Source organism: Coprococcus intestinihominis (assembly GCF_040096555.1).
In the GTDB taxonomy this organism is placed as follows: domain Bacteria; phylum Bacillota; class Clostridia; order Lachnospirales; family Lachnospiraceae; genus Coprococcus_A; species Coprococcus_A intestinihominis.
The window spans coordinates 1-25,756 of the sequence record NZ_JBBMEK010000021.1 but is presented as its reverse complement, the minus strand read 5'-3'; the positions used below and the strand labels follow the sequence as shown (position 1 = coordinate 25,756).

23 protein-coding genes, 6 tRNA genes and 2 pseudogenes are annotated in these 25,756 nt (G+C 41.2%); 29 read left to right on the top strand and 2 right to left on the bottom strand.

Annotated features, from left to right (window positions below; all coding sequences use genetic code 11):
• The 5 genes and pseudogenes from WMO25_RS03215 to WMO25_RS03195 form a co-directional block, all read left to right on the top strand.
• On the top strand, positions 1-706 hold a 706-nt coding region (locus WMO25_RS03215), incomplete at its 5' end, for an MFS transporter (RefSeq protein ID WP_349084043.1).
• 81 nt (positions 707-787) lie between these two features.
• Positions 788-2,068: a galactokinase gene (locus WMO25_RS03210; RefSeq protein WP_349084041.1), complete on the top strand. Its 1,281-nt coding sequence runs from the start codon at positions 788-790 to the stop codon at positions 2,066-2,068.
• Between the two features lie 31 nt (positions 2,069-2,099).
• Positions 2,100-2,237, top strand: a pseudogene (locus WMO25_RS03205) (NAD-dependent epimerase/dehydratase family protein); the annotation flags it as partial.
• Positions 2,238-2,260: 23 nt separating this feature from the next.
• Positions 2,261-3,751, top strand: a complete 1,491-nt coding sequence (galT, locus tag WMO25_RS03200) for a UDP-glucose--hexose-1-phosphate uridylyltransferase (protein ID WP_349084039.1) — start codon at positions 2,261-2,263, stop codon at positions 3,749-3,751.
• 261 nt (positions 3,752-4,012) lie between these two features.
• Complete coding sequence (locus WMO25_RS03195; protein WP_349084038.1) at positions 4,013-4,813, top strand: helix-turn-helix transcriptional regulator; 801 nt, start codon at positions 4,013-4,015, stop codon at positions 4,811-4,813.
• A 276-nt stretch (positions 4,814-5,089) separates the two neighbouring features.
• On the opposite strand, the gene WMO25_RS03190 is transcribed toward WMO25_RS03195, so the two are convergent.
• Entirely contained in the window at positions 5,090-6,235 is a 1,146-nt protein-coding gene (locus WMO25_RS03190) for an SLC13 family permease (RefSeq protein ID WP_270248850.1), read from the bottom strand.
• An 82-nt stretch (positions 6,236-6,317) separates the two neighbouring features.
• On the opposite strand from WMO25_RS03190, the gene WMO25_RS03185 reads away from it, so the two are divergent.
• The 4 genes and pseudogenes from WMO25_RS03185 (at position 6,318) to WMO25_RS03170 (ending at position 9,636) form a co-directional block, all read left to right on the top strand.
• Positions 6,318-6,848 carry a phosphatase PAP2 family protein gene (locus WMO25_RS03185; RefSeq protein WP_349084036.1) on the top strand — a complete coding sequence of 177 codons (531 nt, stop codon included), beginning with the start codon at positions 6,318-6,320 and terminating at the stop codon, positions 6,846-6,848.
• Between the two features lie 116 nt (positions 6,849-6,964).
• A pseudogene (locus WMO25_RS03180) lies at positions 6,965-7,153 on the top strand (sensor histidine kinase); the annotation flags it as partial.
• A 75-nt stretch (positions 7,154-7,228) separates the two neighbouring features.
• A complete protein-coding gene (locus WMO25_RS03175; protein ID WP_349084045.1) occupies positions 7,229-7,558 on the top strand; it encodes a DUF6110 family protein in 330 nt (109 codons plus the stop codon).
• Between the two features lie 5 nt (positions 7,559-7,563).
• Positions 7,564-9,636 carry a heavy metal translocating P-type ATPase gene (locus WMO25_RS03170; protein WP_349084035.1) on the top strand — a complete coding sequence of 691 codons (2,073 nt, stop codon included), beginning with the start codon at positions 7,564-7,566 and terminating at the stop codon, positions 9,634-9,636.
• Positions 9,637-9,848: 212 nt separating this feature from the next.
• Here the strand turns inward: WMO25_RS03170 and WMO25_RS03165 are convergent.
• A tRNA-Pro gene (locus WMO25_RS03165) sits at positions 9,849-9,922 on the bottom strand.
• 161 nt (positions 9,923-10,083) lie between these two features.
• Between WMO25_RS03165 and WMO25_RS03160 the strand changes: the two genes are divergently transcribed.
• From WMO25_RS03160 to WMO25_RS03065, 20 genes are all read left to right on the top strand, one after another.
• A tRNA-Val gene (locus WMO25_RS03160) sits at positions 10,084-10,156 on the top strand.
• Positions 10,157-10,160: 4 nt separating this feature from the next.
• A tRNA-Met gene (locus WMO25_RS03155) sits at positions 10,161-10,234 on the top strand.
• An 84-nt stretch (positions 10,235-10,318) separates the two neighbouring features.
• Positions 10,319-10,391 (top strand) — tRNA-Val (locus WMO25_RS03150).
• Positions 10,392-10,395: 4 nt separating this feature from the next.
• Positions 10,396-10,469: transfer RNA gene (locus tag WMO25_RS03145), tRNA-Met, on the top strand.
• 77 nt (positions 10,470-10,546) lie between these two features.
• Positions 10,547-11,359 (top strand): sirohydrochlorin cobaltochelatase, encoded by an 813-nt coding sequence (locus WMO25_RS03140; RefSeq protein ID WP_349084034.1) that lies wholly within the window; start codon positions 10,547-10,549, stop codon positions 11,357-11,359.
• Between the two features lie 70 nt (positions 11,360-11,429).
• Complete coding sequence (locus WMO25_RS03135) at positions 11,430-11,876, top strand: GatB/YqeY domain-containing protein (protein ID WP_215689247.1); 447 nt, start codon at positions 11,430-11,432, stop codon at positions 11,874-11,876.
• Between the two features lie 169 nt (positions 11,877-12,045).
• Entirely contained in the window at positions 12,046-12,606 is a 561-nt protein-coding gene (gene ispF, locus WMO25_RS03130; RefSeq protein ID WP_349084033.1) for a 2-C-methyl-D-erythritol 2,4-cyclodiphosphate synthase, read from the top strand.
• The gene (locus tag WMO25_RS03125) at positions 12,557-13,531 is read left to right on the top strand and encodes a DUF2156 domain-containing protein (protein WP_349084032.1); all 975 of its coding nucleotides are present in this window, start codon (positions 12,557-12,559) and stop codon (positions 13,529-13,531) included. Before ispF ends, WMO25_RS03125 begins: the two co-directional genes overlap by 50 nt.
• The gene (locus tag WMO25_RS03120; protein WP_349084030.1) at positions 13,512-14,714 is read left to right on the top strand and encodes a GNAT family N-acetyltransferase; all 1,203 of its coding nucleotides are present in this window, start codon (positions 13,512-13,514) and stop codon (positions 14,712-14,714) included. The genes WMO25_RS03125 and WMO25_RS03120 overlap by 20 nt, the downstream gene beginning before the upstream one ends.
• 94 nt (positions 14,715-14,808) lie before the next feature.
• On the top strand, positions 14,809-16,209 hold the full coding sequence (gene cysS / locus WMO25_RS03115; RefSeq protein WP_349084029.1) for a cysteine--tRNA ligase: 1,401 nt from the start codon (positions 14,809-14,811) through the stop codon (positions 16,207-16,209).
• A complete protein-coding gene (locus WMO25_RS03110) occupies positions 16,194-16,637 on the top strand; it encodes a Mini-ribonuclease 3 (protein ID WP_015514331.1) in 444 nt (147 codons plus the stop codon). Before cysS ends, WMO25_RS03110 begins: the two co-directional genes overlap by 16 nt.
• Positions 16,638-16,708: 71 nt before the next feature.
• Positions 16,709-17,452, top strand: coding sequence for a 23S rRNA (guanosine(2251)-2'-O)-methyltransferase RlmB (rlmB, locus tag WMO25_RS03105; protein WP_349084028.1), 744 nt, complete (start codon positions 16,709-16,711; stop codon positions 17,450-17,452).
• A 134-nt stretch (positions 17,453-17,586) separates the two neighbouring features.
• Positions 17,587-17,658 (top strand) — tRNA-Thr (locus WMO25_RS03100).
• Between the two features lie 106 nt (positions 17,659-17,764).
• Entirely contained in the window at positions 17,765-18,685 is a 921-nt protein-coding gene (locus WMO25_RS03095; RefSeq protein WP_227081202.1) for a LysR family transcriptional regulator, read from the top strand.
• Positions 18,686-19,022: 337 nt separating this feature from the next.
• Positions 19,023-20,327, top strand: coding sequence for an O-acetylhomoserine aminocarboxypropyltransferase/cysteine synthase family protein (locus WMO25_RS03090; RefSeq protein WP_117539079.1), 1,305 nt, complete (start codon positions 19,023-19,025; stop codon positions 20,325-20,327).
• A gap of 265 nt (positions 20,328-20,592) precedes the next feature.
• On the top strand, positions 20,593-22,284 hold the full coding sequence (locus WMO25_RS03085) for a glutamine--tRNA ligase/YqeY domain fusion protein (RefSeq protein ID WP_015514327.1): 1,692 nt from the start codon (positions 20,593-20,595) through the stop codon (positions 22,282-22,284).
• Positions 22,285-22,785: 501 nt separating this feature from the next.
• Entirely contained in the window at positions 22,786-23,070 is a 285-nt protein-coding gene (gene groES, locus WMO25_RS03080; RefSeq protein WP_117526992.1) for a co-chaperone GroES, read from the top strand.
• Positions 23,071-23,130: 60 nt separating this feature from the next.
• Entirely contained in the window at positions 23,131-24,753 is a 1,623-nt protein-coding gene (gene groL, locus WMO25_RS03075; RefSeq protein WP_349084026.1) for a chaperonin GroEL, read from the top strand.
• Positions 24,754-24,912: 159 nt separating this feature from the next.
• Positions 24,913-25,431, top strand: a complete 519-nt coding sequence (locus WMO25_RS03070) for a DUF6106 family protein (RefSeq protein ID WP_349084025.1) — start codon at positions 24,913-24,915, stop codon at positions 25,429-25,431.
• Positions 25,432-25,614: 183 nt separating this feature from the next.
• The coding region (locus tag WMO25_RS03065) for an IMP dehydrogenase (RefSeq protein WP_349084044.1) at positions 25,615-25,756 on the top strand (142 nt) is incomplete at its 3' end.

Here is a 25,756-nt window from a genome sequence, read left to right as displayed (position 1 = left end):
CAAGCTTCTTGTTAAAAACAAATATTACATGATGATTTGTGGAACATATATTTTACAGCAGTTATATGGTGCCATGATTGGAGCTGGCATTTATTACATGACATGGGTACTGAAAAATAAGAATTTGTTTGGACAATTTGCATGGGCAGTTAATATTCCACTGATCATTGCCTTAATTTTTACACCAACCTTAGTTGGTAAGTGGAAAGGTATGTACAAACTGAACTTAAGAGGTTATGTTTTAGCAGTCATTGGTAGAGCACTTGTTGTTGTTGCCGGATATATGGGCAGTGTTCCGCTGATGATGGCGTTTACAGCTCTTGCAGCCTTAGGTCAGGGACCATGGCAGGGAGATATGAATGCAGTTATCGCATCCTGCTCTGAATACACTTATCTTACACAGGGAAAGAGAATTGACGGAACGATGTACTCTTGTACTTCTCTTGGCGTAAAAATCGGTGGAGGTCTTGGAACCGCTGTTGTTGGATGGATGCTTGAGTTCAGTGGATATGTCGGAACAAATGCAACTCAGCCGCAGTCTGCACTTGATATGATGCAGTTTATGTATCTTTGGCTTCCGTTAATCTTTGATGTATTGATTATGTTTGTACTTTCAAGAATGAATGTAGAAGATGCAAATAAAAAACTGAAAGCAGAAAAAGGAATTGCTGCAGATGAAGTAACAGATGCATCAGACATAAATTAGAATTGACAGGAGAAAGCGTTGTCTGGTCGTTGCTCGATGAGACAGTGCTTTTTCTATATATAAGGTGATTGGGGTGATATTATGGAAATTAAAAAAACGATCGAGTTATTGAATGGGACTTTTTTCGATAATAAATTAACAAAATTATATGTTGATTTGAACCGGATTCCATATGAGAAGGAACGTTATCGGAAAGCAATCGACAGTTACAAGACATTTTTCGATGAAGGTGAAATAGAGATATTCAGTGCACCTGGAAGAAGTGAAATAGGAGGAAACCATACGGACCATCAGCATGGGGAGGTACTTGCCGCATCCATTAACAATGATGCAATCGCAGTTGCAAGAAAACTGAATGAACCGATTGTAAAAGTGATGTCAGATGGATATAGTGGTATGATTATCGTTCAGCTGGATGAGCTGGCGAAAAAAACAGAAGAAGAAGGTACCACGAATGCACTCATCCGTGGTGTACTTGCCAAGATGAAAATGGATGGTCATGCAATTGGAGGATTTCAGGCATATGTGACCAGTGAGGTGTTGATTGGTGCAGGCCTTTCTTCCTCAGCTGCTTTTGAAACACTTATTGGAACGATTCTTTCCTATATGTACAATGGTGGTGAAGTTAATCCGATAGAAATTGCCAAGATTGGTCAGTATGCAGAAAATGTGTATTTCGGAAAACCATGTGGTTTAATGGATCAAATGGCATGTTCAGTAGGAAGTCTGATACATATTGATTTTGCAGATCCGGAAAATCCGATTGTGGAACAGTTGAAGTTTGATTTGAATACATATGGATATAGTTTATGTATTACAGATACGAAAGGCACTCACACAGATTTGACCCCAGACTATGCAGCAATTCCACAGGAAATGAAAAAGGCAGCGGAATGTTTTGGAAAAAACTTTTTAGGAGAGGTATCCAAGGAAGAGATTATCAATAATATCACACGGATACGTGACTGCGCTGGTGATCGTGCTGCACTCAGGGCATTACACTTTGTATGCGAAAATGAGCGTGTCAAAGAGGAAGTAGATGCACTAAAAAAGAATAATTTTCCACAATTTCTGACCAAAGTGAAAGAATCCGGAGATTCTTCTTTTAAATACCTTCAGAATGTATATACATGTCACGATGTGCAACATCAGAATGTGTCTATTGCATTAGCATTAAGTGACGTGATATTTGGAAAAAAAGGCGTGTGCAGAGTACATGGAGGAGGATTTGCAGGAACCATACAGGCATTTGTTCCCAATTATCTGGTGTCCAACTATCAAAAAGAGATGGATAAGATATTTGGAAATGGTTCATGTGAAGTATTAAAAATTCGTAAGTATGGTGGCATAAAAGTTTTATAATCATAAAAACAAAGAAAAGGAGAAATGATCTATGAGTAGCATTTTAGTCTTGGGCGGAGCAGGTTATATTGGTTCTCATACTGTATATGAGCTGATTGCGGTAGGAGAAAATGTTGTAGTTGTTGATAATCTTGAAACAGGTTTTCGTAAGGCTGTTCACCAAGATGCATATGAGTAGGGGGAAACGGTAAAATGATTGATCAGCTGATTTCTGAACTGGTGGCTTATGGACTAGAAAATGGACTGATAGATGATGCAGATAAAGTGTATGTTACAAACGGCTTATTGGAATTGTTTCAAAGGCAAGATTATCAAGAACCGGAGAAACTAGGAAAACCGAGAAAATTACAGCTCATTTTGGATGATTTGTTAGAGTTTGCGTTGTCACAGGGAATTCTTGAAGATGATACAGTGACAATGAGGGATCTTTTTGATACAAAGATCATGGGTATTTTAACACCTGCACCGTCCGTGGTAAGAAAAATTTTTGAAGAAAAATATCAGGTATCCCCAAAGGCAGCAACTGAATTTTATTATCATTTCAGCCAGGCAACAAACTATATCCGCACAGATCGGATTATAAAGGATGAAAAGTGGGAGACTGATACAGAATTTGGCAAGATGGATATCACAATTAACTTGTCAAAGCCAGAAAAAGATCCAAGGGATATTGCAAAAGATGGAACTGCAAAAAAATCTGGATACCCGGCGTGCCTGCTTTGCAGGGAAAACGAAGGGTATGCAGGTCACCTCTCACATCCAGCAAGACAAAACCACAGGATTATACCAATTACTCTGTGTGGAGAACAGTATTATTTACAGTATTCACCATATGTATATTATAATGAGCATTGCATTATATTTAACAAGAATCATATTCCGATGGCGATTAATGAGATAACTTTTAACAAACTCCTTGATTTTGTTAAGCAGTTTCCGCATTATATGGCAGGTTCCAATGCAGATCTGCCAATCGTAGGAGGGTCTATTTTGAGTCATGATCATTTTCAGGGTGGCAGTTATGTCTTTGCTATGGCAAAAGCTCCTTATGAACAGGAATTTGACTTAGAAAGATATCCAGATATACATGCAGGAATTGTAAAGTGGCCGATGTCAGTGATTCGTTTACAGGGGAGAGCAATGGATAGTATTGTAGCGGCTGCAAATCATATCCTTACGAAGTGGCGTGGATATTCGGATCCAGAAGTTAATATTTTCAGTGATACAGATGGCATCCCACACAATACAATTACGCCAATTGCAAGAATGCGTGGAGATTTGTATGAACTGGATTTGGTTTTGCGTAATAATATCACAACTATTGATTGTCCTCTCGGACTTTTCCATCCGCATACTGAGTATCACCATATCAAAAAGGAAAATATTGGACTGATTGAAGTTATGGGACTGGCTGTATTACCCGCCAGATTGAAGAAAGAAATGGCAGAACTAGAACAGGCAATTCTGAATCATGAAGACCTGAGACAGAATGAAACAGTGGCTGCCCATGCTGAATGGGCAGAGGGATGGATACCAAAATATAAGATTACAGATAGTAATATTCATTCTATCATACAGAAAGAAATTGGAATTGTGTTTGCGAAAGTTCTGGAGGATGCAGGCGTTTACAAGAGAACAGATGAAGGGAAAGCTGCATTCAAAAGATTTATTGAAAGTTTATAAAAAAAGGACCACTTCATTTTTGTGAAATGGCCTTAAGAAAATATACAGTTTTCACAAAATAGTCCTTTTAGTATTTATACATGGTAAGGATGCTCAAAATATTCAGTGTAGAATACTAAAAGGTCATTCAGATATTTTTTTAGTTTGCTCATTTGCAATTCCTCCTTTCCTTATTTACAAGTTGATTATAAGATAGGTGTAAAAGAATTGCCTGCCAAATCGAAAGAAGATATAGACAAATGTTGCAAAGGGGAGTATTTCATGCAGTTAAAATATGTTGACACAAAAGAGGAGATTATAGCAATAAATAGGAAGTCAAGACATATTGAACCACATCTTCATAATGCACTGGAGATCGTTTGTGTAACAAGTGGAGCATTAGAACTTGGTGTCGGACAGGAACTGTACCATATGGAAAAAGGAGATATAGGCTTTGTATTTCCAGATGTTATTCATCACTATCAGGTACTGACACCCGGTGTAAATAAAGCGACTTATCTGATTGCATCGCCATTTACGATAGTCAAATTTGCAGATATCATGCAATCCATGGCTCCTGAATACCCAATCATCAAAGCGGAAAAGGTTGAACCGGAGGTATATAGGGTTATAAATGCAATTTTAGAGACAGAACAGTCGGATATTACTGTTGCACAGGCATATCTTCAAATTGTGTTGGCACGCTGCATAGGAAAATTAAATTTGGTAGAAAAGAGTAGTGTGAGGAGCAATGATCTTATTTACCAGACAGTTTCCTATATATCAGCAAATTTTAAGAAGAAGTTTTCCCTGGAAGAGATGGCAAAAGATCTGGGGGTGAGCAAATATGTTTTATCCAGACTCTTTTCCAAAACATTCCATAGAAACTTTAATCAATATCTTAACGATGCAAGGCTGAACTATGCATGCCATCGTTTGGAAAATACGAGTGATTCTATTACAAACATTTGTCTGGATAGTGGATTTGAAAGTCAGAGAACATTTAACCGAGTATTTAAAGAAAGATATAAAATATCACCGAGTGATTATCGGAGTATTTGTGTGAAAGAGATGTTGTCATAAAAGGTTCTGTTGATAGAAATATTTACTTTGATATCTGCTGACAGAGATACCAAAACATATGGATGATAAAAATAACAATTTTCTGGAAGAGCTTCTGCCTTGGTCAGAAACACTTCCAGAAAATATACGAAAACCAAAGAAAATGGATGAAAAAATGGATGAAAAATAGCATGGCTGCAGAAGCAGCCTGATATTTTTCAAGGTACTTAGGTTCTACCGTTTACTTTGTTTATACTCAATATTGAGAACAAATTGGGTACAAGGATATCAGCAGATTTATAGAAGGTTAATGCATAACAGCAGCAGAATCAGAAAGACAATATTTGCAATGGTGAACATCATAAAGTATTTACCACGTAGTGTCGTCTTTTCCTTAGCAATATATTTAAAGCTGATTAAGCTGGCCATGGAGGCTATTAATGTTCCAAGTCCGCCAATATTTGTTCCGATAATGAGTGCAGAATAGTTCTTTGTAAATCCGGATAAAAGAATGGCAGCGGGAACGTTGCTTATTATCTGGCTGGAAAGGATGGCTGTTAAGGTTTCATGTCCATCTATGATGCTGATCAGAAAATGATTAAACTGCGGAATACATTTCAAATTTCCAATAAAAATGAACAAAGCGGTAAATGTCAGTAGAAGAGAGTAATCTACTTTTTTAAATAAATGCCAATTCTTGAAGAAGATATAGCCAATCACCAGGATGAATGAAATTCTGTAATCTATGATATGTGCTACAACCAAAAGGCAAATTAAAAATAAAATTAGATATCCAATGAGGGATGTTTGGTTCGGAGCTTTTGTTTTGTGTATGCTAAATAATTCACTTATATGATTCTCGGTGGTTGAGCCTGGTTCTCTATGCGCAGCAATCTGTATCCACACAAGAAGCAGCACCAAGGCTGCAATAGAATAAGGCAGCATGAGTCGGATGAGTGCTAATGCAGACATATTGGCTCTGGCATATAAATAAAGATTTTGGGGATTTCCGATGGGAGTCAGCATACTGCCGAGATTTGCGGCAATTGTCTGCATAACAACCGTTCTTAAAATCCAGTAATTCTTTTGCTTTTCTGACATTTTTTTTAGAATAATGATTGCAAGGGGCACAAAAGTAATTAATGCGACATCATTTGTGATAATCATTGAAAAGAAAAAACATAACAAAACAAGCAATACGATGATAGATTTGATGCTGTTGGCTCTGGACAATATTTTTTCGGCAAGATAATCAAATAATCCAATTTCACTCAGGCCTGCGACAATTGACATTAAACAAAACAGAAGACTGAGCGTCCGAAAATCAATATAGGAGAAATACTTGCCGCTTGGATGTACAATAAACATAGATAAAATTGCCAGAATGGCCGAAATAGATAAGACAGTTTCCTTTTGAAAAAAAGTTAATATTTTTCTCAGCATATGCTTCAATCCTTTTCAGTAAAGTAATCAAAGCAAGTATATCATAAAATAAATAGAAAAACAAATAAAGGAGAAATGTGTAATGGAAATTAAGATTCTTGATATGATACAAAACCTGCACACAACAGTCGGCGATCATTTTTTTATAGGCATCACAAAGCTGGGGGATGCGGGAATTATATGGATTTTTTTAACAATCCTATTACTTATACTGCCAAAAATGAGAAAATATGGACTGGCCATGTTAGTCGGGCTTTGCATTGATGTGATAGTATGTAATGGCCTCTTGAAAAATCTTGTGGCTCGCACAAGGCCCTGTGATGTGAACACGGCCATACAGCTTTTGATTTCACATCCGACGGACTATTCATTTCCTTCCGGGCATACAGCAGCTTCTTTTGCTGCTGTGGCAGCGCTATATTTTTCAGGAGATAAAAAAATTTGGAAGGCTGCGATAGTACTTGGAATTTTGATTGCCTTTTCAAGAATGTATCTGTATGTACATTATCCGACGGATATTCTGGGAGGTATCCTTGTTGGCATTTTTTCCGGATTTATAGGCTCCAAAATTGTCACGTACATGATGAAGAAAAGGGCGAATCAGAATGAATAGGATAATCCTGCCGGCCTGCCAAAAGGACGAACAAAACGAAGAATTCGATACAGATAAGCGGATTTTGCTGTATCTTTAATATGAATATGATAAAATAGCGGTAAAAGGAGTTTACCATGAAAAAGAAACGTCATCATATATGGAAAAATATTTTAATAATGGCGGTGGTTTTTCTGGTTGCATCTGGCAGCAGCATTATTTTGCAAAAAACAGGTGTGCATGAACATATTACCGCTATTTTTATTTTTGCAGTGTTTCTGACATCTATTTTAACCGATGGCTATATTTACGGCATCGTATCGGCGCTTGTGGGAACACTGGCTGTCAACTATGCGTATACTTATCCCTTTTATGCCCTGGATTTCAGATTTCAGAATATCATGTTAAAATGCTTTAAGAAGATTAACAAGAAAGATACAGGCGTTTTTGCAGCAGGTCTTTTATTCGGAACAGCAGGTATTAAACTGCTTTCCAGCAAAGATGCCAAGAAACTCTACACAAACTGTACAGCCGCTGTTTTACGTGCGAAAGAGTGTGTATTAAAGACAGCAACAACAATCCAGGAAAATGCTGAAGATATCTATGCAGAAGCACAGCAGATTAATGAAGAGAGAGCTGCAAAGGATGCAGAAGAATATACAGATGTTGAGGATGTAGAAGAAGCTGAAGAAACAGCAGAAGAAGCATCTGAGGAAAACGAGGCGAAATAATTCGCATGAAATTCGTTGTAAAACATGAAATAAAAGGAAGGATCCGTGTTCATTTTTGTCAGAAAAGAATGACTTTTGAAGAAGCGGATACTTTACAATATTATCTGGATTCCCAGGAAATGATCACATCATCCAAAGTCCAGGAGCGTACACAGGATGCGACAATCTGCTATACAGGTGAGAAATCGGCAGTCATCGCTCTGTTGAGAAGCTTTCAATATGAGAAAGTGGATGTTCCGGATGTTTACAGACAGAATTCCGGAAGAGAGACCAATCGCGAGTACTGGGATAAACTTGTAACAAAAGTAGTTGTTCACTATGGCAACAAATTGTTTTTGCCGATGCCAATCCGAACAGTGATCACAGGTGTAAAGTCTGTGAAGTATATTTATCAGGGTATTCATACACTGCTTCAGCGTAAGATCGAGGTACCTGTTCTTGATGCGACAGCCATCGGTGTTTCCATGTTCAGAGGTGATATCAGTACAGCCGGTTCTGTTATGTTCCTGCTTGGTATTGGTGAGATTCTTGAAGAATGGACCCATAAGAAATCTGTGGATGATCTGGCCAGAAGCATGTCGCTGAATATCAGTCGAGTATGGCTGTGCAATGACGGCCAGGAGATGCTTGTGCCTACAACGGAAATTCAGACCGGTGACCTTGTCCGTGTTCATATGGGCAATATGGTTCCGTTTGATGGTACTGTTGCAGAGGGTGAAGCGATGGTGAACCAGGCTTCTCTTACCGGTGAGTCTGAACCTGTCCGAAAGTATATAGAGAGCATGGTTTATGCAGGCACAGTGGTCGAAGAGGGTGAACTGACCATTCGCGTCAAAGAGACAAACGGTTCCAGCAAGTTTGACAAGATTGTTACGATGATTGAGGAGTCAGAGAAGCTGAAATCCGGACTTGAGAGTAAAGCAGAACATCTTGCAGACAGACTTGTACCGTATACGTTGTTGGGAACAGGCATTACCTATCTGTTGACAGGAAATATTACAAAGGCGATTTCTGTGCTGATGGTTGATTTCTCATGTGCGTTGAAACTGGCTATGCCAATCGCTGTTCTTTCGGCGATTCGCGAAGCCAGCAACTATCATGTGACTGTCAAAGGTGGAAGATATCTCGAAGCTATGGCAGAAGCCGATACCATTGTATTTGATAAGACAGGTACCCTTACGAAGGCTCAGCCGACTGTGAAACAGGTGTTTGCTTTTAACGGTATGAGTGAAAACGAACTCCTTCGTATTGCAGCCTGCCTGGAAGAACACTTCCCGCACTCCATGGCCAAAGCAGTTGTACAAGCAGCCATTGACAGACATCTGGTGCATGAGGAGCTGCATTCAAAGGTTGAATACATTGTTGCCCACGGTATTTCTTCCAAGATCAACGACAAGAAAGTTGTTATCGGCAGTTATCATTTCGTATTTGAAGATGAGAAATGTGCCGTGCCGGATGGTATGATGGAGGCCTTTGATAAACTGCCTTCAGAATGCTCACATCTGTTTATGGCTATTGATCACGAATTGGCTGCAGTTATCTGCATTGAAGACCCACTGCGTGAAGAGGCGGCTGCTGTTGTCAGGAAATTGAAAGAAACCGGCATCAGCAAGGTTGTTATGATGACCGGTGACAGTGATCGTACAGCGAAGGCCATTGCAGCAAGAGTTGGTGTTGATGAATATTATTCAGAGGTTCTTCCCGAAGACAAGGCGTCCTTTGTTGAAGAAGAGAAGAAAGCCGGTCGTAAGGTTATTATGATCGGTGATGGTATTAATGATTCACCGGCATTATCTGCAGCGGACATCGGTATTGCTATCAGCGACGGTGCTGAGATTGCCCGTGAGATAGCAGATATCACAGTTGGTGCCGATGGTCTGAATGAACTGGTTACACTGAAACTGATCAGTGACGGCCTGATGAAACGTATTCACAAGAATTACAGATTCATCGTCGGATTTAATACAGGACTGATCGTACTTGGTGTTGCAGGTATTCTGCAGCCGGCGACATCTGCCTTATTACATAATACATCTACACTGATGATCGGCTTGAAAAGTATGCAGGACATCCTGTAAATAAAACAATCCAACAAAAAAGTACTTCTATTTTCTTTTCTATACATGGATTTTAGAAAAGAAAATAGAAGTACTTTTTTGTTTGCGTTTCTTTTGTGGGAATGGGTATTATCTATATAGCTGTTTTATGACGGTCATTCGCAAGGATAAACAGGGATAAAAAGAAAAGACCGGAAACTCAGAAAGCTTCCGGCCTTGCCCCTGCCAAGGAGTCGGCGTGACAGGATTCGAACCTGCGACCTCTACGTCCCGAACGTAGCGCTCTACCAAGCTGAGCCACACGCCGCCGACTTGTTTATTATGCATCAAATCAAGCGATTTGTCAAGGTTTACCTGCAAAAAAATTTCTTTTTAAAAATTTTTAAAATTATTAAAAAAATTGTTGACAATTAAAACAATTTGATGTAATATAGTTTTTGTCAGGTCGGCCTGACACGGACAAAGAATGGAATCTTAGCTCAGCTGGGAGAGCATCTGCCTTACAAGCAGAGGGTCATAGGTTCGAGCCCTATAGGTTCCATTGCGGCGAGATAGCTCAGTTGGCTAGAGCATGCGGTTCATACCCGCAGTGTCGAGGGTTCAAATCCCCCTCTCGCTACTCGACTTTTTATCCTTTTAGGGATTGACATAATGCAGTTTTTAATGTATTATGTGAGATGTTGAATGATGAATTGAACAGAATGGAATCTTAGCTCAGCTGGGAGAGCATCTGCCTTACAAGCAGAGGGTCATAGGTTCGAGCCCTATAGGTTCCATTACGGCGAGATAGCTCAGTTGGCTAGAGCATGCGGTTCATACCCGCAGTGTCGAGGGTTCGAATCCCCCTCTCGCTATCAAAGAAAAGCCTTGTAAATGTTGATTTTACTGGGCTTTTTGTTTTTCCTTTTTCAATTCAGAAAGGTGGCGCAGTATGCATACAGTAAGTGATAAAACAGAAGATGCCATTCTGGTTGTCAGTTTCGGAACCAGCTACAATGACAACCGCGAGAAGACAATTGGCGCCATTGAGACAGCGATTGCCGATGCTTTTCCAAAGTGGACGGTTCGAAGAGCTTTTACAAGCCGAATGATTATCCGGAAGCTAAGAGAAAGAGATGGCTATAGAGTAGATACGGTTGAGGAAGCGCTTACACATGCCAGGGAGGATGGCATCCGGCGGTTAGTCCTTCAGCCGACACATCTGATGGATGGCAATGAGTATATGCGCGTTGCAGAAACAGCCGCCGCATGGCGTTCTCAATTTGATCAGCTGGTACTCGGTGCACCGTTGCTTGGCAATGAAAATGATGACCGGGCCGTGATGCAGATCATTACCGCAGATACGCAGGCCTGTGATGACGGCGAAACAGCGATTTGTTTCATGGGGCATGGCAGTGATGCGGCAGCTAACGCCATTTACAGTGATTTTCAGCAGAGACTGCACAGAGCCGCTTACAGAAATTACTATATCGGTACGGTTGAAGCGGATCCTACATTGGAGCAGCTGTTGGCACTCGTCCGAACAGGCGGCAATTACAAAAGAGTCATGCTTCAGCCGCTGATGGTCGTTGCCGGAGATCATGCCCATCATGATATGGCAGGTGAAGATGATGAATCATGGAAACGCACCTTTGAAAAAGCCGGCTATGAAGTGACATGTATCGTCAAGGGGCTGGGTGAATTAGAAGGTATCCGGAATATTTATGTCAGCCATGTGAGAAATTGCATCAAACAGATGTTATGAAAGGAAACTTGAAATTGATTTTTCCCTATGGTATGATTAAAGGCAGGAAAACGAAATGGAGGCTTTAATAATGACAAAAGTAGATGTTGTAAGAGCAGAAATGGTCAAGGCAATGAAAGCCGGAGATAAGGAACGCAAGAATGCATTATCGATGCTGTTAAGCGCATTGAAGAATGCCACCATCGATAAGAGAAGCGATCTGACTGAAGAAGAAGCTGATGTGATCGTCCGCAAGGAGATCAAGCAGACACAGGAGACTTTAGATACGACACCCGCTGAGCGTACAGAGATTATTGAGGAATGCAAGTTCCGTATTGCAGTTTATGAGGAATTTGTACCGAAGATGATGGAAGCAGATGCGATAGAAGCTGTGATTAAAGAGACATTGGCTGAACTTGGCATTGATGCCCCGACAGTTAAGGATAAAGGAAAGATTATGAAGGTTCTGATGCCGAAGGTCAAAGGCAAGGCAGACGGCAAGCTTGTGAACCAGTTGTTATCCGGTATGTTTGTATAGATATAAGCAGAGTACACATGCGTGCACTCCTTGAAAATCCGCGGGTAAGTTCTTCTTACAGCGGGTTTTCTGCTATAAGGAGATTTTGCTGTTTGTTATGTACAACACAAGATGATAGAATTGAATGACACAGAGAATTGAATAATACAGAGAACAGAAAGGACAGATTATGAGAATAGGAATGGGATATGACGTACATCGGCTTGTACCTGATAGAGATTTAATCATCGGAGGTGTGAAGATACCCTATGAGAAAGGATTGCTTGGTCACTCAGATGCAGATGTCATGCTGCACGCTGTAATGGATGCACTGATTGGCGCTGCTGCTCTTGGTGATATCGGCAAGCACTTTCCGGACACGGATCCTGCTTACAAAGGAATTTCCAGTGTCAAACTGTTGGAGCATGTGGGCAAACTGATTGAAGAGAAGGGTTATATTATCGGCAACATTGATGCGACAATTATCGCGCAGAAACCGAAGATGGCTCCGCACATTCCGCAGATGCGCCAAAATATTGCAAAGGCACTTAAGATTTCCGAAGATCAGATCAATGTGAAGGCAACGACAGAAGAAGGTCTTGGTTTTACCGGTGAGGGCGCCGGCATCTCATCTCAGGCTATCTGTCTGTTGGAAGAAATCGGCAATTTCGGTGGAAGAGATGTGATGTACGAGACTTCCTATGACCCATCAGCAGGCGGCTGTGCAGGCTGCGGCGGCTGCAGACAGTAGGTGTGTCATGAATTTTGAACATTTTATAAAAAAAGAAATGGAACCGCAGGATTATGATATTCTGCTTCCGTATTTTAAGATGCGTTACTCCCATACATGCGAGAACATCCTTGTCAGCAATTTTATGTGGAAAGACTATTATCATACCCATTATATCCGGGATGATCATGGACTGATCTGGCTGATGGAAGTCGATGATCAACCGGTGACTATGGTGCCTGTATGTGCCAAAGAAGATCTGAAACATTATTTTGATGTGGCAGAGGCTTATTTTAATGAAGTTCTCCACAGCAAACTGACAGTATGTCTGGCCGACAAAGAGGCCGTTGAACTTCTTGATCTTGATCATGAGAAATATGACATTCTGACTGTCCGTGATTATTATGATTATGTTTATGACGCCGAGAAACTGAGAACATTCAGTGGCAAAGCGTATCACAAAAAGAAGAATCATCTCAACGCATTTAAGAAAGCCTATGAGGGCCGATATGAATACCGAAGTCTTTCCTGCGGATGCCATCATGATGAAATTATGGCTTTTCTCAGGAAATGGGAAGCCCAGAGAGATCTTGAGGATCCTTTCCATCGCGATGAATATGAATTAAACGGAATAGATTATCTTTTATCCAATTGCGGTTATCTTGATTACAAAATGGGCGGTATTTATATTGATGGTGAGCTGCAGGCTTTCAGCCTGGGTGTCTATGGCAAAGTGGAGAAAATGGCCGTTATCCATGTGGAAAAGGCCAATCCGGATATCCGCGGTCTGTATCCGATGATCTGCCAGCAGTTTTTGTGCCATGAATTCCCGGATGCCGAACTTGTAAACCGTGAAGATGATATGGGGCTGGAAGGACTCCGTAAGTCCAAAATGTCTTACAATCCAATCTATCTGGAAGAGAAATATGAAATCAGACAAAAGTAATTTGACGATCCGTTATGCCGATGGAAGGGATACGGATGCATTATATAAGCTGTGGAAAGAATGTTTCCATGATACAGATGCCTTTATGGCCTATTATTTTGACTACTATTTAAGAGATAACCGGATTCTTATATTGGAGCAGAAAAATCAACTGAAATCTATGATCCATCTGAATCCGTACACATTATCTGTCTGCGGAAAGAAGGTCAACAGCCTATATGTTGTCGGCGTTGCCACTGATGCCGACTTCAGACATCGCGGTGCTATGACACGGCTTTTGCAGCGGACTTTTTCCGACTGCTATGCCGGTAGAATACCTCTAATCTATCTGATGCCTGCGAATGAGGCTATTTATACACCTTTTCAATTTGCATACATTTACAGTCAGTATGTGGAAAAGAAAACGCATACGCCTTTTTCATTCATCCACAATGTTGATGCAGCAATTGTGAGGGATATTTCCGCACATCCTGTTTCTTCGGAAGCAGAAAGGCAGCAGCTGGCAGACTGGTCTAATTCGCTGCTTTCACGTCATTATGATGTTTTTACCCGGCGTGATGCCTATTATTTTGAAAGACTGCAGATGGAGAATCAGACAGACGGCGGTGATTTACTGCTATTATCTGCCAATGGTAAACAGATCGGCTATGTCTCTTATGCCTGCGAAGAAATCATGGAAATTCGCGAAATTTATTGTGAACCCGAATGGCAGTCTGCTGTTGGTCAATGGGTGCTTCAGGCATTCCGGGACAAAGAAGGAGAACTCCTTCCCCTGGTTCAGGCACCTTTTATAGCCGATGCGGCGGATGTCCGCGGTATGAAACGTCCGATCATTATGGGGCGCATCATTGATGCTGCAGAATGGATCAAATGTATGCCGATCCGGAATATTTCACTGGATATAGCTATCAGTATCATTGATAGATGGATTCCGGAGAATGAAAGCACATGGTATTGGCAGATAAGTCCGGAGGGCAATTCATTTGAACGTACGGAAGGGCCATGGGACATTTGCCTGGATATTGACACATTTCTGCAATGGCTTTCAGGATACATTCCCGCGGATGAACTCATCCGTCAGCACCGGATTTTGCTGCGCACAGATTGGCAGGAAAACGACGCCATGCATACATTGGAACAGATTCCTGTCCTGCATGGTCTGATGATCAATGAAATCGTGTAGACAGATGCCAATATCTGACATAAAGAGGTTGACAAACCTGCATTTTTTGCATAGACTAAACTTCAGATAAATGCAATTATTTATGGAGGAAATCATGAAAATATTCAATACATTAACGAGAAGAAAAGATGAATTTGTTCCCATTGAAGAAGGAAAGGTGCGCATGTATGTCTGCGGACCGACTGTATATAATTATATCCATATCGGCAATGCACGTCCGATGATCGTTTTCGACACTGTACGCCGTTATTTTGAATATAAGGGATACGATGTGAATTATGTTTCCAACTTTACAGATGTAGATGACAAGATTATCAAAAAGGCCAATGAAGAGGGCGTTGATGCCTCTGTTATTTCAGAACGCTTTATCAAGGAAGCTCAGAAAGACATGGCAGATATGAACGTAAAAGAGGCTACACATCATCCGAAGGCAACAGAAGAGATTGACGGTATGATTGATATGATCCAGACATTGATCAACAAAGGTCATGCCTATGCCGTGGATGGCACTGTCTATTTCAAAACCCGTTCCTTCAAGGATTACGGCAAGCTTTCCAAGAAGAACATTGATGATCTTGAAGCCGGCCACAGAGAAATCAAGGTTAACGGTGAAGAAGGCAAAGAAGATCCGCTGGATTTCGTTCTCTGGAAGCCGAAGAAAGAAGGTGAACCGTCCTGGCCTTCACCATGGGGAGACGGCCGTCCGGGCTGGCATATTGAATGCTCTGTCATGTCCAAGAAGTATCTTGGTGAACAGATTGATATCCATGCCGGCGGTGAAGATCTGATCTTCCCGCATCACGAGAATGAAATTGCCCAGAGCGAAGCCTGCAATGACAAGGAATTTGCACATTACTGGATGCATAACGGTTTCCTGAATATTAATAACGTGAAGATGTCCAAATCCCTGGGCAATTTCTTTACCGTTCGTGAAATCGCCGAGAAATATGATCTGCAGGTACTGCGTTTCTTTATGCTCAGTGCCCATTACAGAAGTCCTCTGAACTTCAGTGCTGAATTAATGGAGGCATCACGCAATGGTCTTGAACGTATCCTGACAGCCGTTGATCGTCTGCGTACATTGAATGTACAGGGAGAAGCATGCACTGAGGAAGAGAACGAACAGATGAAAGTATTTGATGCCCTTGTTGCCAAATACGAAGCTGCCATGGAAGACGATTTCAATACAGCAGATGCTATTTCTGCTATTTTTGAGATGGTTAAGGCAGCCAATATTCATGTAACAAAGACTTCTACAGCTGCTTTCAGAGATCAGATCCTGTCAGAAATTGTCAGACTGTGTGACGTACTTGGTATTAAGACTGAGAAGAAGGAAGAGCTGCTGGATGATGAGATCCAGGCATTGATCGACGAACGTCAGGCAGCAAGAAAGGCAAAGAATTTTGCACGTGCGGATGAAATTCGTGACGAGCTGCTTGCAAAGGGCATTATTCTGAAGGATACAAGAGAGGGTGTCAAATGGAGCAGAGCTTAGAATCCTTTAGTACATGGTTTCGCGAACTTTATCATTTGGACAAGCCGGATGTCAGGGAATATTCTGCCCTGACACTGGCCTATATCGGTGATGCAGTTTATGAGATCATTATCCGATCTTATATTGTGGGCAAAGGCAATGCGCCGGTAGAGCGCCTTCACAAGCGTTCCAGCCGTCTTGTAAAAGCTGAGACCCAGGCTAACCTTATCATGGCTATTGAGGATCAGCTGACAGAAGAAGAACATGCCGTCTACAAACGCGGACGCAATGCCAAGTCTTATACAATGGCCAAGAATGCCACTATGTCGGATTACAGAAAAGCAACAGGCTGTGAGGCTCTGGTTGGGTATTTGTACCTGACGGAGCGCTATGAAAGGCTGACGGAGCTGATTCATACCGGCCTTAAAGCACTTGCCCTGATAGATTAGATGTCTGCCAAATCATACAGATCAAATGAGACAGCAGATATCTCTGAACAAGAATATAATGTGAGGTAAATATGGGATATACAGAATTAAAAATAGAAGGCAGAAATCCGGTCATTGAAGCGTATCGTTCCGGCAAAACCATCGATAAGCTTTTTGTTCTGGACGGATGCCAGGATGGCCCTGTCAAAACGATTACACGTGAGGCCAGGAAACAGCATACCATTATCAGTTACGTATCCAAAGAACGTCTGGATCAGCTTTCTGAGACACATCATCATCAGGGAGTAATTGCCATTGCAGCGGCTTATGATTATGCATCCGTAGACGATATACTGGCCAAAGCCCGTGAAAAAGGTGAAGCACCTTTTATCTTTCTTCTGGATGGCATTGAAGATCCGCACAACCTGGGTGCTATCATCCGAACAGCGAATCTTGCCGGTGCCCACGGTGTCATCATTCCGAAGCACCGCGCCGTAGGTCTGACCGCCACCGTGGCCAGAACATCCGCAGGTGCTCTGAATTTTACACCGGTTGCCAAAGTGACGAATCTTGGAGCAGCCATGGATGAGCTCAAGAAAGAGGGTCTGTGGTTTGTCTGCGCAGATATGAAGGGTGAAGTGATGTATCGTCAGAATCTGACAGGCCCGATCGGTCTTGTCATCGGCAACGAAGGCGAAGGTGTCAGCCGTCTTGTTCGTGAGAAATGTGACTTCACAGCATCGATCCCGATGAAAGGCGATATCGATTCTCTAAATGCATCTGTTGCTGCAGGCGTACTGGCTTACGAAATTGTCAGACAGAGAATGAGCAAATAAAACCTGCCAATAGAATAAGACTTCGCACCTGATGCCAAAAAGAGATGCCAAAAAGGTGCGAAGTACTTAAAAGTATTTCTTGACATGAGTCTATCTTATATGATATAGTAATCAACGGACAATTCATTTTGTTTGCTGATGTGGCTCAGAGGTAGAGCACTTCCTTGGTAAGGAAGGGGTCACGGGTTCAATTCCCGTCATCAGCTGGAAAGCGGTTTTCTTAGGAAAGCCGCTTTTTTGCTTTTATTCGATGTTCAAAAATTGTACTTTAAAATATGAATTTTACGTTTATGTAACAGAAAGGCACCTATTATGACATTGACACAACTCCATTATGTTATTACAATTGCAGAGACGAAATCTTTTAATAAAGCGGCTGAGAAGCTTTATGTTTCCCAGCCCTCCTTGACCAGCGCTATAAAAGAACTGGAAAAGGAACTGGGAATTTCTATTTTTTACCGCAACGGCCGGGGAGCAGTGCTGACCAATGATGGAACGGAATTTCTTCTATATGCCAAACAGATTTACGGACAATATGAGAATGTTCTTGAGAAATACGGCAAAGGCGGATCTTATAAGAAGAAGTTTGGTGTATCCACCCAGCATTATTCTTTTGCAGTCAAGGCCTTTGTGGATATGGCAAGAGAATTTGATATGTCCAAATACGAATTTGCCATCCGCGAAACCAGAACCGGTGAAGTCATCAGCGATGTCAATACCATGAAGAGTGAAATCGGTGTTTTATATCTATGTGATTTCAATCGTAAATCTATGACGAAGCTTTTGAAAAATGCCAATCTGGAATTTCATCATCTGATTGACTGTCAGGCTTATGTATATCTATGGAAAAACCATCCGCTTGCAAAAGAAGCATCCATCCGTTTTGAACAATTAGAAAAGTATCCTTGTCTATCTTTTGAACAGGGCGACAACAGCTCTTTCTACCTGGCAGAGGAAATTCTATCTACCAATGAATATCCACAAGTCATTAAGGCCAATGACAGAGCGACCATGCTGAATCTCATGATTGGCTTAAATGGCTATACCCTTTGCTCCGGCATCATCTGTGAAGAACTCAACGGTAGCGACTGTATTGCCGTACCATTCCATGCAGACGAACAAAATCCCAACAGCCTGATGGAAATTGGCTATGTAACCCGAAAGAATACTATACTCAGCCAGATGGGAGAGCGCTATATCCACTATATCAAACAATACCTGAAAATCGAATAGCAGCCGCGTCTGCATCCTCGGCCTGAATGTCCTATTCATAGCTGCCCGGTTATAAAGTCAGTTGCATGAGCTATAAGCTGAATTTATAACCGGGTATTTTTTTTGCATATTGGACAATTAATTCCTAGCATGTTAGTATAAATACAGAAATTAACAAAGGAGCTGCAAGACATGAAACAATTTGCAATCATGCTGAGCAGGAACCGAATGTGGGGCTAAGTTCAGCAAAAGACATTATCGAGTTAAAAAACAAAAATAACTAAGAAAACAAAAAACATACAAGTAGAAATTAAAAACGAATAGAATAAAATTTTTGATTAATCAGGAGGACATTACAATGGCAGATATTAAAGATTCAAAGAACTGGGGATTCGAGACAAAGCAGGTACATATCGGACAGGAACAGGCAGACCCTGTAACAGATGCAAGAGCTGTTCCAATTTATGCGTCCACATCATACGTATTCCATAACTCACAGCATGCGGCTGATCGTTTTGGCCTTCGCGATGCCGGCAATATTTACGGCAGACTGACAAACCCAACAGAAGATGTATTTGAACAACGTATCGCAGCGCTTGAAGGCGGTGTTGCAGCATTAGCTGTTGCATCCGGCGCAGCAGCGATTGATTATACCATTCAGGCACTTGCAAAAAATGGTGAACATATCGTCGCATCTAAAACAATTTATGGCGGAACCTACAACCTTCTGGCTCATACACTTCCTTTGACTAACAACATCACGACAACATTTGTTGATCCAGAGGTTGAAGGTTCATTTGAAGCAGCAATCCAGGAAAATACAAAAGCAATTTATATAGAGACACTTGGTAATCCGAATTCAAATCTTGTAGATATCGAGGAACTGTCTAAAATTGCTCATAAACATCACATTCCACTTGTTGTTGATTCAACATTTGCAACACCTTATCTGATTCGTCCGATCGAATACGGTGCAGATATCGTTGTTCATTCAGCAACAAAATTTATCGGCGGCCATGGTACAGCTATCGGCGGTGTCATCGTTGACAGCGGCAACTTTGACTGGAAAGCATCCGGCAAATATCCATGGATTTCCGATCCGAACCCAAGCTACCACGGTGTTGCATTTACAGATGCAGCAGGCCCTGCAGCATTTGTTACTTATATCCGTGCAGTCATCCTGAGAGATACAGGCGCAACACTTTCACCATTCCATGCATTCATTTTCCTTCAGGGACTTGAAACATTATCATTGAGAGTAGAACGCCATGTCAGCAACGCATTAAAGATTGTTGATTATCTTTCAAAGCATCCGCAGGTAGAAGCTGTTCATCATCCATCACTGCCAACAGAACCTAGCCATGAATTATATAAGAAATATCTTCCAAATGGCGGCGGTTCCATCTTCACATTCGAAATTAAAGGTGATGCCAAGACAGCACAGGATTTCATTGACCACCTGTCCATCTTCTCATTGCTTGCAAACGTTGCTGATGTAAAATCCTTGGTTATTCATCCTGCAACAACAACACACAGCCAGTGCACAGAAGAAGAACTGCTTGACCAGGGTATCAAACCAAACACAATCCGTCTTTCTATCGGTATTGAAAAAGTCGAGGATCTCATCGCTGCATTAGACGCTGCTTTTGAAGCTATAAAATAGTCGAATTAAACGCATTAACAGAATAAAATAAAAACAAAAAACTATAAAAGCTGTTGCTGAAGCCTTTGTCTGAAAATGATTTAGTTTAGGATAGTATATATTTTCGGATAAAAGCCAAAGAACAGCTTTTTTGGCTTTACAATCCTTAAAAATATGGTATGATTTAGTAGTATTCTCTCGTTCGGAGTACAATATCTAACAGAGATACTTGAAATTCATATGTGCAGGCAGGTGGAGTGGCCTGCTGCATTCAGGAGGACCAAAAATGGAAAAAGCAACTGACAATTTAAATGAAAAACCAGCAGTAACGAAGAATTTTATTGAACTGGCGATTGATAAGGATCTTGCAGAAGGCAAATATACCGAGATCTGCACAAGATTCCCACCGGAACCGAATGGTTATCTGCATATCGGCCATGCCAAATCCATTCTTTTGAACTATGGACTGGCTAAGAAGTATAACGGTAAGTTCCATCTTCGTTTTGATGATACGAACCCGACAAAAGAGAAGACAGAATTCGTACAGTCTATCATTGCCGATGTAGAATGGCTTGGCGCTGCTTATGACGGAGAAGTGCGTTTTGCATCCAACTATTTTGATCAGATGTATGAGGCAGCCGTAAAGCTGATCAAGAAAGGCAAGGCTTATGTCTGTGACCTGACCGCTGATCAGATTCGTGAATATCGCGGCACATTAAAGGAACCAGGCAAGAACAGCCCTTATCGTGACAGAAGTATTGAAGAGAATCTCCAGTTGTTTGAAGATATGAAAAACGGCAAGTATCCGGATGGATCCAAGGTATTAAGAGCGAAGATCGATATGTCTTCACCGAATATCAACATGCGTGACCCGATCCTTTACCGGGTTGCCAGAATGACTCACCACAATACAGGGGATAAATGGTGTATTTATCCGATGTATGACTTTGCACATCCGATTGAAGATGCCATTGAAGGTATTTCCCATTCTATCTGTACACTGGAATTCGAAGATCATCGTCCGCTTTACGACTGGGTTGTCCGCGAACTGGAATATCCGATGCCGCCAAGACAGATTGAATTTGCAAAGTTATATCTGACTAATGTCGTAACCGGCAAGCGTTATATCAAGAAGCTGGTTGATCAGGGTATTGTTGATGGTTGGGATGATCCTCGTCTTGTAACCATCGCAGCACTGAGAAGAAGAGGTTATACTCCTGAATCCATCAAGATGTTTATGGAGATGGTGGGTGTATCCAAGAGCAACAGCTCTGTTGACTATGCAATGCTTGACTACTGTATCCGTGAAGATTTGAAGATGAAACGCCCTCGTATGATGGCTGTTCTTCATCCGCTGAAGCTTGTGATCGACAACTATCCGGAAGGTCAGATTGAATACCTGGATGTACCAAATAATCAGGAGAACGAAGCGTTGGGTACAAGAAAAGTACCGTTCGGCCGAGAACTTTACATCGAACAGGATGATTTCATGGAAGTACCGCCTAAGAAGTATTTCCGTCTCTATCCTGGCAACGAAGTTCGTCTGATGAGTGCTTATTTTGTCACATGCACAGATATTGTGAAGGATGAAGCAGGTAATGTGGTTGAAGTACACTGTACTTATGATCCAGCGACAAAGAGCGGTTCAGGCTTTACAGGACGCAAAGTCAAAGGAACAATCCACTGGGTAGCTAAAGAAACAGCTGTTAAGGCAGAAGTACGTCTCTATGAGAACCTTGTTGATGAGTCCAAAGGCAGTGTTTACAATGAAGACGGCAGCGTGAATATCAATCCGAATTCACTGACTGTTCTGAAAGACTGTTGTCTGGAGCCGAACTTTGAAAGTGCAGTGGGCGGAGACAGCTATCAGTTTGTCCGCAACGGTTTCTTCTGTATCGACAGTAAGGATTCCAAACCGGATGCCCTTGTTTTCAACCGCATCGTATCTTTGAAGAGTTCATTTAAATTGAATAAATAAAATACGTGGAGTGTGCTCCAAGAATACTGAAAATGGATGTTGAACAAGCAATTCAACATCCATTTTATGTTATTTACGCGAGCAACGAGCCAAAGTCCGTGCTTGCACGAGACCTTGGCGTTGCTAAGCGCCAGTGGCGCTTGTTTAGCAACGACCGAAACGGAGTGTAGAGGCCGCGATAACTTGAGAAACTCGCGGAGCGTGTTTCTCATAGTTGGCAGAGCATACTCCTTTGGGCTGAATGCGAGTTCTTCCAAATACAAAAGTTGTTCTTGGGTTTTTACTCAATTTAACAATTTAAAAATGAGAGATATAGTGAGTATTTAAGAGAAATAATGAGATAATAGTATAATATCAGCACATAATCACCTCTGAATAAAGTTGCACATTTTAGAAAAATTAAATAATATATAACCATCGATTAGCACTCAAATCAAGTGAGTGCTAGTAAATGATAATGATAATTATATATCCATTAGAATATCAAGGAGGCATATTAATATGAAGTTAGTTCCATTAGGTGACAGAGTTGTATTAAAACAGTGCGAAGCAGAAGAAAAGACTAAATCCGGTATTATTTTAGCTGGTCAGGCTAAAGAGAAGCCACAGGAAGCAGAAGTTATTGCTGTAGGACCTGGCGGTGTTGTCGATGGCAAGGAAGTTACAATGCAGGTAGCTGTAGGACAGAAGGTTATTTATTCTAAGTATGCCGGTACAGAAGTGAAGCTGGATGGCGAAGAATATATCATCGTAAGACAGAATGATATCCTTGCAGTTGTAGAATAATCATTTATTCAGACAGACTTATTCCTATATTTTTGAATTATAGATTTGGAGGTAATTACAATGGCTAAAGAGATTAAATATGGCGCAGAGGCTAGAAAAGCCCTGGAAGCAGGCGTGAATCAGCTTGCAGATACAGTTAGAGTGACACTTGGACCAAAAGGAAGAAACGTTGTCCTTGACAAATCTTTCGGTGCTCCTTTAATTACAAATGATGGTGTTACAATTGCCAAAGATATCGAACTTGAAGATCCTTTTGAAAACATGGGTGCTCAGATTGTCAAAGAAGTTGCTACAAAGACAAACGATGTAGCAGGTGATGGTACAACAACAGCAACTGTTCTTGCACAGGCTATGATCAATGAAGGTATGAAGAATCTGGCTGCAGGTGCTAACCCAATCATCCTGAGAAAAGGTATGCAGAAAGCAACAGAAGTTGCTGTAGACGCTATCAAAGATATGAGCTCTACATTAACAGGCAAGGCTCAGATTGCAAGAGTTGCTGCTATTTCCGCCGGCGATGACAGTGTCGGTGAAATGGTTGCAGATGCTATGGAAAAGGTTACAAACAACGGTGTTATCACAATTGAAGAATCCAAGACAATGCATACAGAACTTGATCTGGTAGAAGGTATGCAGTTTGACAGAGGTTTCCTGTCCGCTTATATGTGTACAGATATGGACAAGATGGTTGCTGAACTTGACAACCCATACATCCTTATCACAGATAAGAAGATCTCCAACATTCAGGAAATTCTGCCTGTACTTGAACAGATTGTTCAGAACGGTGCGAAGTTACTCATCATTGCTGAAGATGTAGAAGGTGAAGCATTGACAACACTTGTACTGAACAGCTTAAGAGGTACATTCAAAGTTGTTGCTGTTAAGGCTCCTGGCTATGGTGACAGAAGAAAAGAAATGCTTCAGGATATTGCTATCCTGACAGGCGGTACAGTTATCTCTTCTGAAATCGGCTATGAATTAAAAGATACAACATTTGATATGCTTGGTCGTGCTAAATCCGTTAAGGTTACAAAAGAGAACACGATCATCGTTGATGGTGCAGGTGCTCCGGAAGCAATCAAAGCCAGAGTTGACCAGATTTCTGCTCAGGAAAAAGAAACAACTTCTGATTTTGATAGAGAGAAATTACAGGAAAGACTTGCTAAACTGTCTGGCGGCGTAGGTGTTGTTCGTGTAGGTGCTGCTACAGAAACAGAAATGAAAGAAAAGAAACTCCGTATGGAAGATGCTTTAGCTGCTACAAAGGCTGCTGTTGAAGAAGGTATCATCTGTGGTGGTGGTTCTGCTTATATCCATGCATCCAAGAAAGTTGCTGAATATGCTGCAACACTTGAAGGTGATGAGAAGACAGGTGCAGGCGTTGTTCTGAAAGCACTTGAAGCACCTCTGTTCCATATTTCTGCCAACGCAGGTCTTGAAGGTGCTGTTATCATCAACAAAGTTCGTGAAAGCGAAGTTGGTGTTGGTTTCGATGCACTGAACGAAAGATATGTTAACATGGTAGAAGCAGGTATTATTGACCCTGCAAAGGTTACAAGAAGTGCTCTGCAGAACGCAACAAGTGTTGCTTCTACACTTCTGACAACTGAATCTGTAGTTGCTGAAATTAAGAAAGACGTGCCAGCTCCAATGCCACAGGGCGGCGGAATGGGTATGATGTAATCACATAATACTTTCACAAAAGATGAGGGTTGTCGCAGACTGCGGCAGCCCTTTACTTGTTCCCGCAGTCTGTATCGTGTATAATAGATACGCAGGCATTCTGCACCTGAGCCCACAAGCCGGGCTTTGATTATAGAAGAAATACAAAGGAGAACAAGAATGTATAATGGTGCAAATGGAGATACGTTTTGTGAGGTGCTTGTCAGCCGCAGAAGAGGAACACCCGAAACAGTGAAAGCAGCACTGGCTATTATAGTTGGATTACTTTTCTCAGCGGTTATTATTCTGCTGGTACCGATGTTTTTTATTTTGCTTATTCCGGTATGGGCATTGGTGATATTTGTTGTCAGAATGCAGAAGCTGGAATATGAATACATCTTTACATCCGGAGAACTGGATATTGATGTACTGATCGGCAATTATAAGCGAAAGACCAGAATGAGCCTATCCATGGAGGATATAACACTGGTTGCCCCAGAGAATTCATATGAATTGGATGGATACAGGAGGAACCCAAATAGTCACCGTTATGATTTCAGTGCCAATAATGTCATGCAGACAAATTATGTCATTATCGGCAATTGGAATAATCAGCAGATTTACGTTAAATTCACACCCAATGAGCAGATTTTAGATGCAATGTTCAGAACATCTCCGAATAAAGTCAGACGCAGGTAGACAAATGTCAGTCCATGGCGGAAAAATAAATAGTATTAATAATACTAATAAAATAATGGTTGACATTTTTTTTACAGTTTGTTAAACTTTTTAAAAATTAAAGCAAGTCACTATCAATGACAACTTATGATCTGAACAGAATATAGGTTGTCAAACTTATATAACGAAAGAGAGGAATATGCAATGAGCAAAATTATCGGCGAAGGTATTACATTTGACGACGTTTTACTTGTACCAGCCTATTCTGAAGTCATTCCTAACCAGGTAGATATTTCTACATGGCTGACGAATACAATCAGATTAAATGTACCTCTGATGAGTGCAG

Bases quoted from the DNA above. Each gene is read 5' to 3' on its own strand.
- WMO25_RS03210 (WP_349084041.1), top strand. From the start codon at position 788: ATGGAAATTAAAAAAACGATCGAGTTATTGAATGGGACTTTTTTCGAT.
- galT (WP_349084039.1), top strand. From the start codon at position 2,261: ATGATTGATCAGCTGATTTCTGAACTGGTGGCTTATGGACTAGAAAAT.
- WMO25_RS03195 (WP_349084038.1), top strand. From the start codon at position 4,013: ATGCAGTTAAAATATGTTGACACAAAAGAGGAGATTATAGCAATAAAT.
- WMO25_RS03190 (WP_270248850.1), bottom strand. From the start codon at position 6,235: ATGCTGAGAAAAATATTAACTTTTTTTCAAAAGGAAACTGTCTTATCT.
- WMO25_RS03185 (WP_349084036.1), top strand. From the start codon at position 6,318: ATGGAAATTAAGATTCTTGATATGATACAAAACCTGCACACAACAGTC.
- WMO25_RS03175 (WP_349084045.1), top strand. From the start codon at position 7,229: ATGTTAAAATGCTTTAAGAAGATTAACAAGAAAGATACAGGCGTTTTT.
- WMO25_RS03170 (WP_349084035.1), top strand. From the start codon at position 7,564: ATGAAATTCGTTGTAAAACATGAAATAAAAGGAAGGATCCGTGTTCAT.
- WMO25_RS03140 (WP_349084034.1), top strand. From the start codon at position 10,547: ATGCATACAGTAAGTGATAAAACAGAAGATGCCATTCTGGTTGTCAGT.
- WMO25_RS03135 (WP_215689247.1), top strand. From the start codon at position 11,430: ATGACAAAAGTAGATGTTGTAAGAGCAGAAATGGTCAAGGCAATGAAA.
- ispF (WP_349084033.1), top strand. From the start codon at position 12,046: ATGAGAATAGGAATGGGATATGACGTACATCGGCTTGTACCTGATAGA.
- WMO25_RS03125 (WP_349084032.1), top strand. From the start codon at position 12,557: ATGACCCATCAGCAGGCGGCTGTGCAGGCTGCGGCGGCTGCAGACAGT.
- WMO25_RS03120 (WP_349084030.1), top strand. From the start codon at position 13,512: ATGAAATCAGACAAAAGTAATTTGACGATCCGTTATGCCGATGGAAGG.
- cysS (WP_349084029.1), top strand. From the start codon at position 14,809: ATGAAAATATTCAATACATTAACGAGAAGAAAAGATGAATTTGTTCCC.
- WMO25_RS03110 (WP_015514331.1), top strand. From the start codon at position 16,194: ATGGAGCAGAGCTTAGAATCCTTTAGTACATGGTTTCGCGAACTTTAT.
- rlmB (WP_349084028.1), top strand. From the start codon at position 16,709: ATGGGATATACAGAATTAAAAATAGAAGGCAGAAATCCGGTCATTGAA.
- WMO25_RS03095 (WP_227081202.1), top strand. From the start codon at position 17,765: ATGACATTGACACAACTCCATTATGTTATTACAATTGCAGAGACGAAA.
- WMO25_RS03090 (WP_117539079.1), top strand. From the start codon at position 19,023: ATGGCAGATATTAAAGATTCAAAGAACTGGGGATTCGAGACAAAGCAG.
- WMO25_RS03085 (WP_015514327.1), top strand. From the start codon at position 20,593: ATGGAAAAAGCAACTGACAATTTAAATGAAAAACCAGCAGTAACGAAG.
- groES (WP_117526992.1), top strand. From the start codon at position 22,786: ATGAAGTTAGTTCCATTAGGTGACAGAGTTGTATTAAAACAGTGCGAA.
- groL (WP_349084026.1), top strand. From the start codon at position 23,131: ATGGCTAAAGAGATTAAATATGGCGCAGAGGCTAGAAAAGCCCTGGAA.
- WMO25_RS03070 (WP_349084025.1), top strand. From the start codon at position 24,913: ATGTATAATGGTGCAAATGGAGATACGTTTTGTGAGGTGCTTGTCAGC.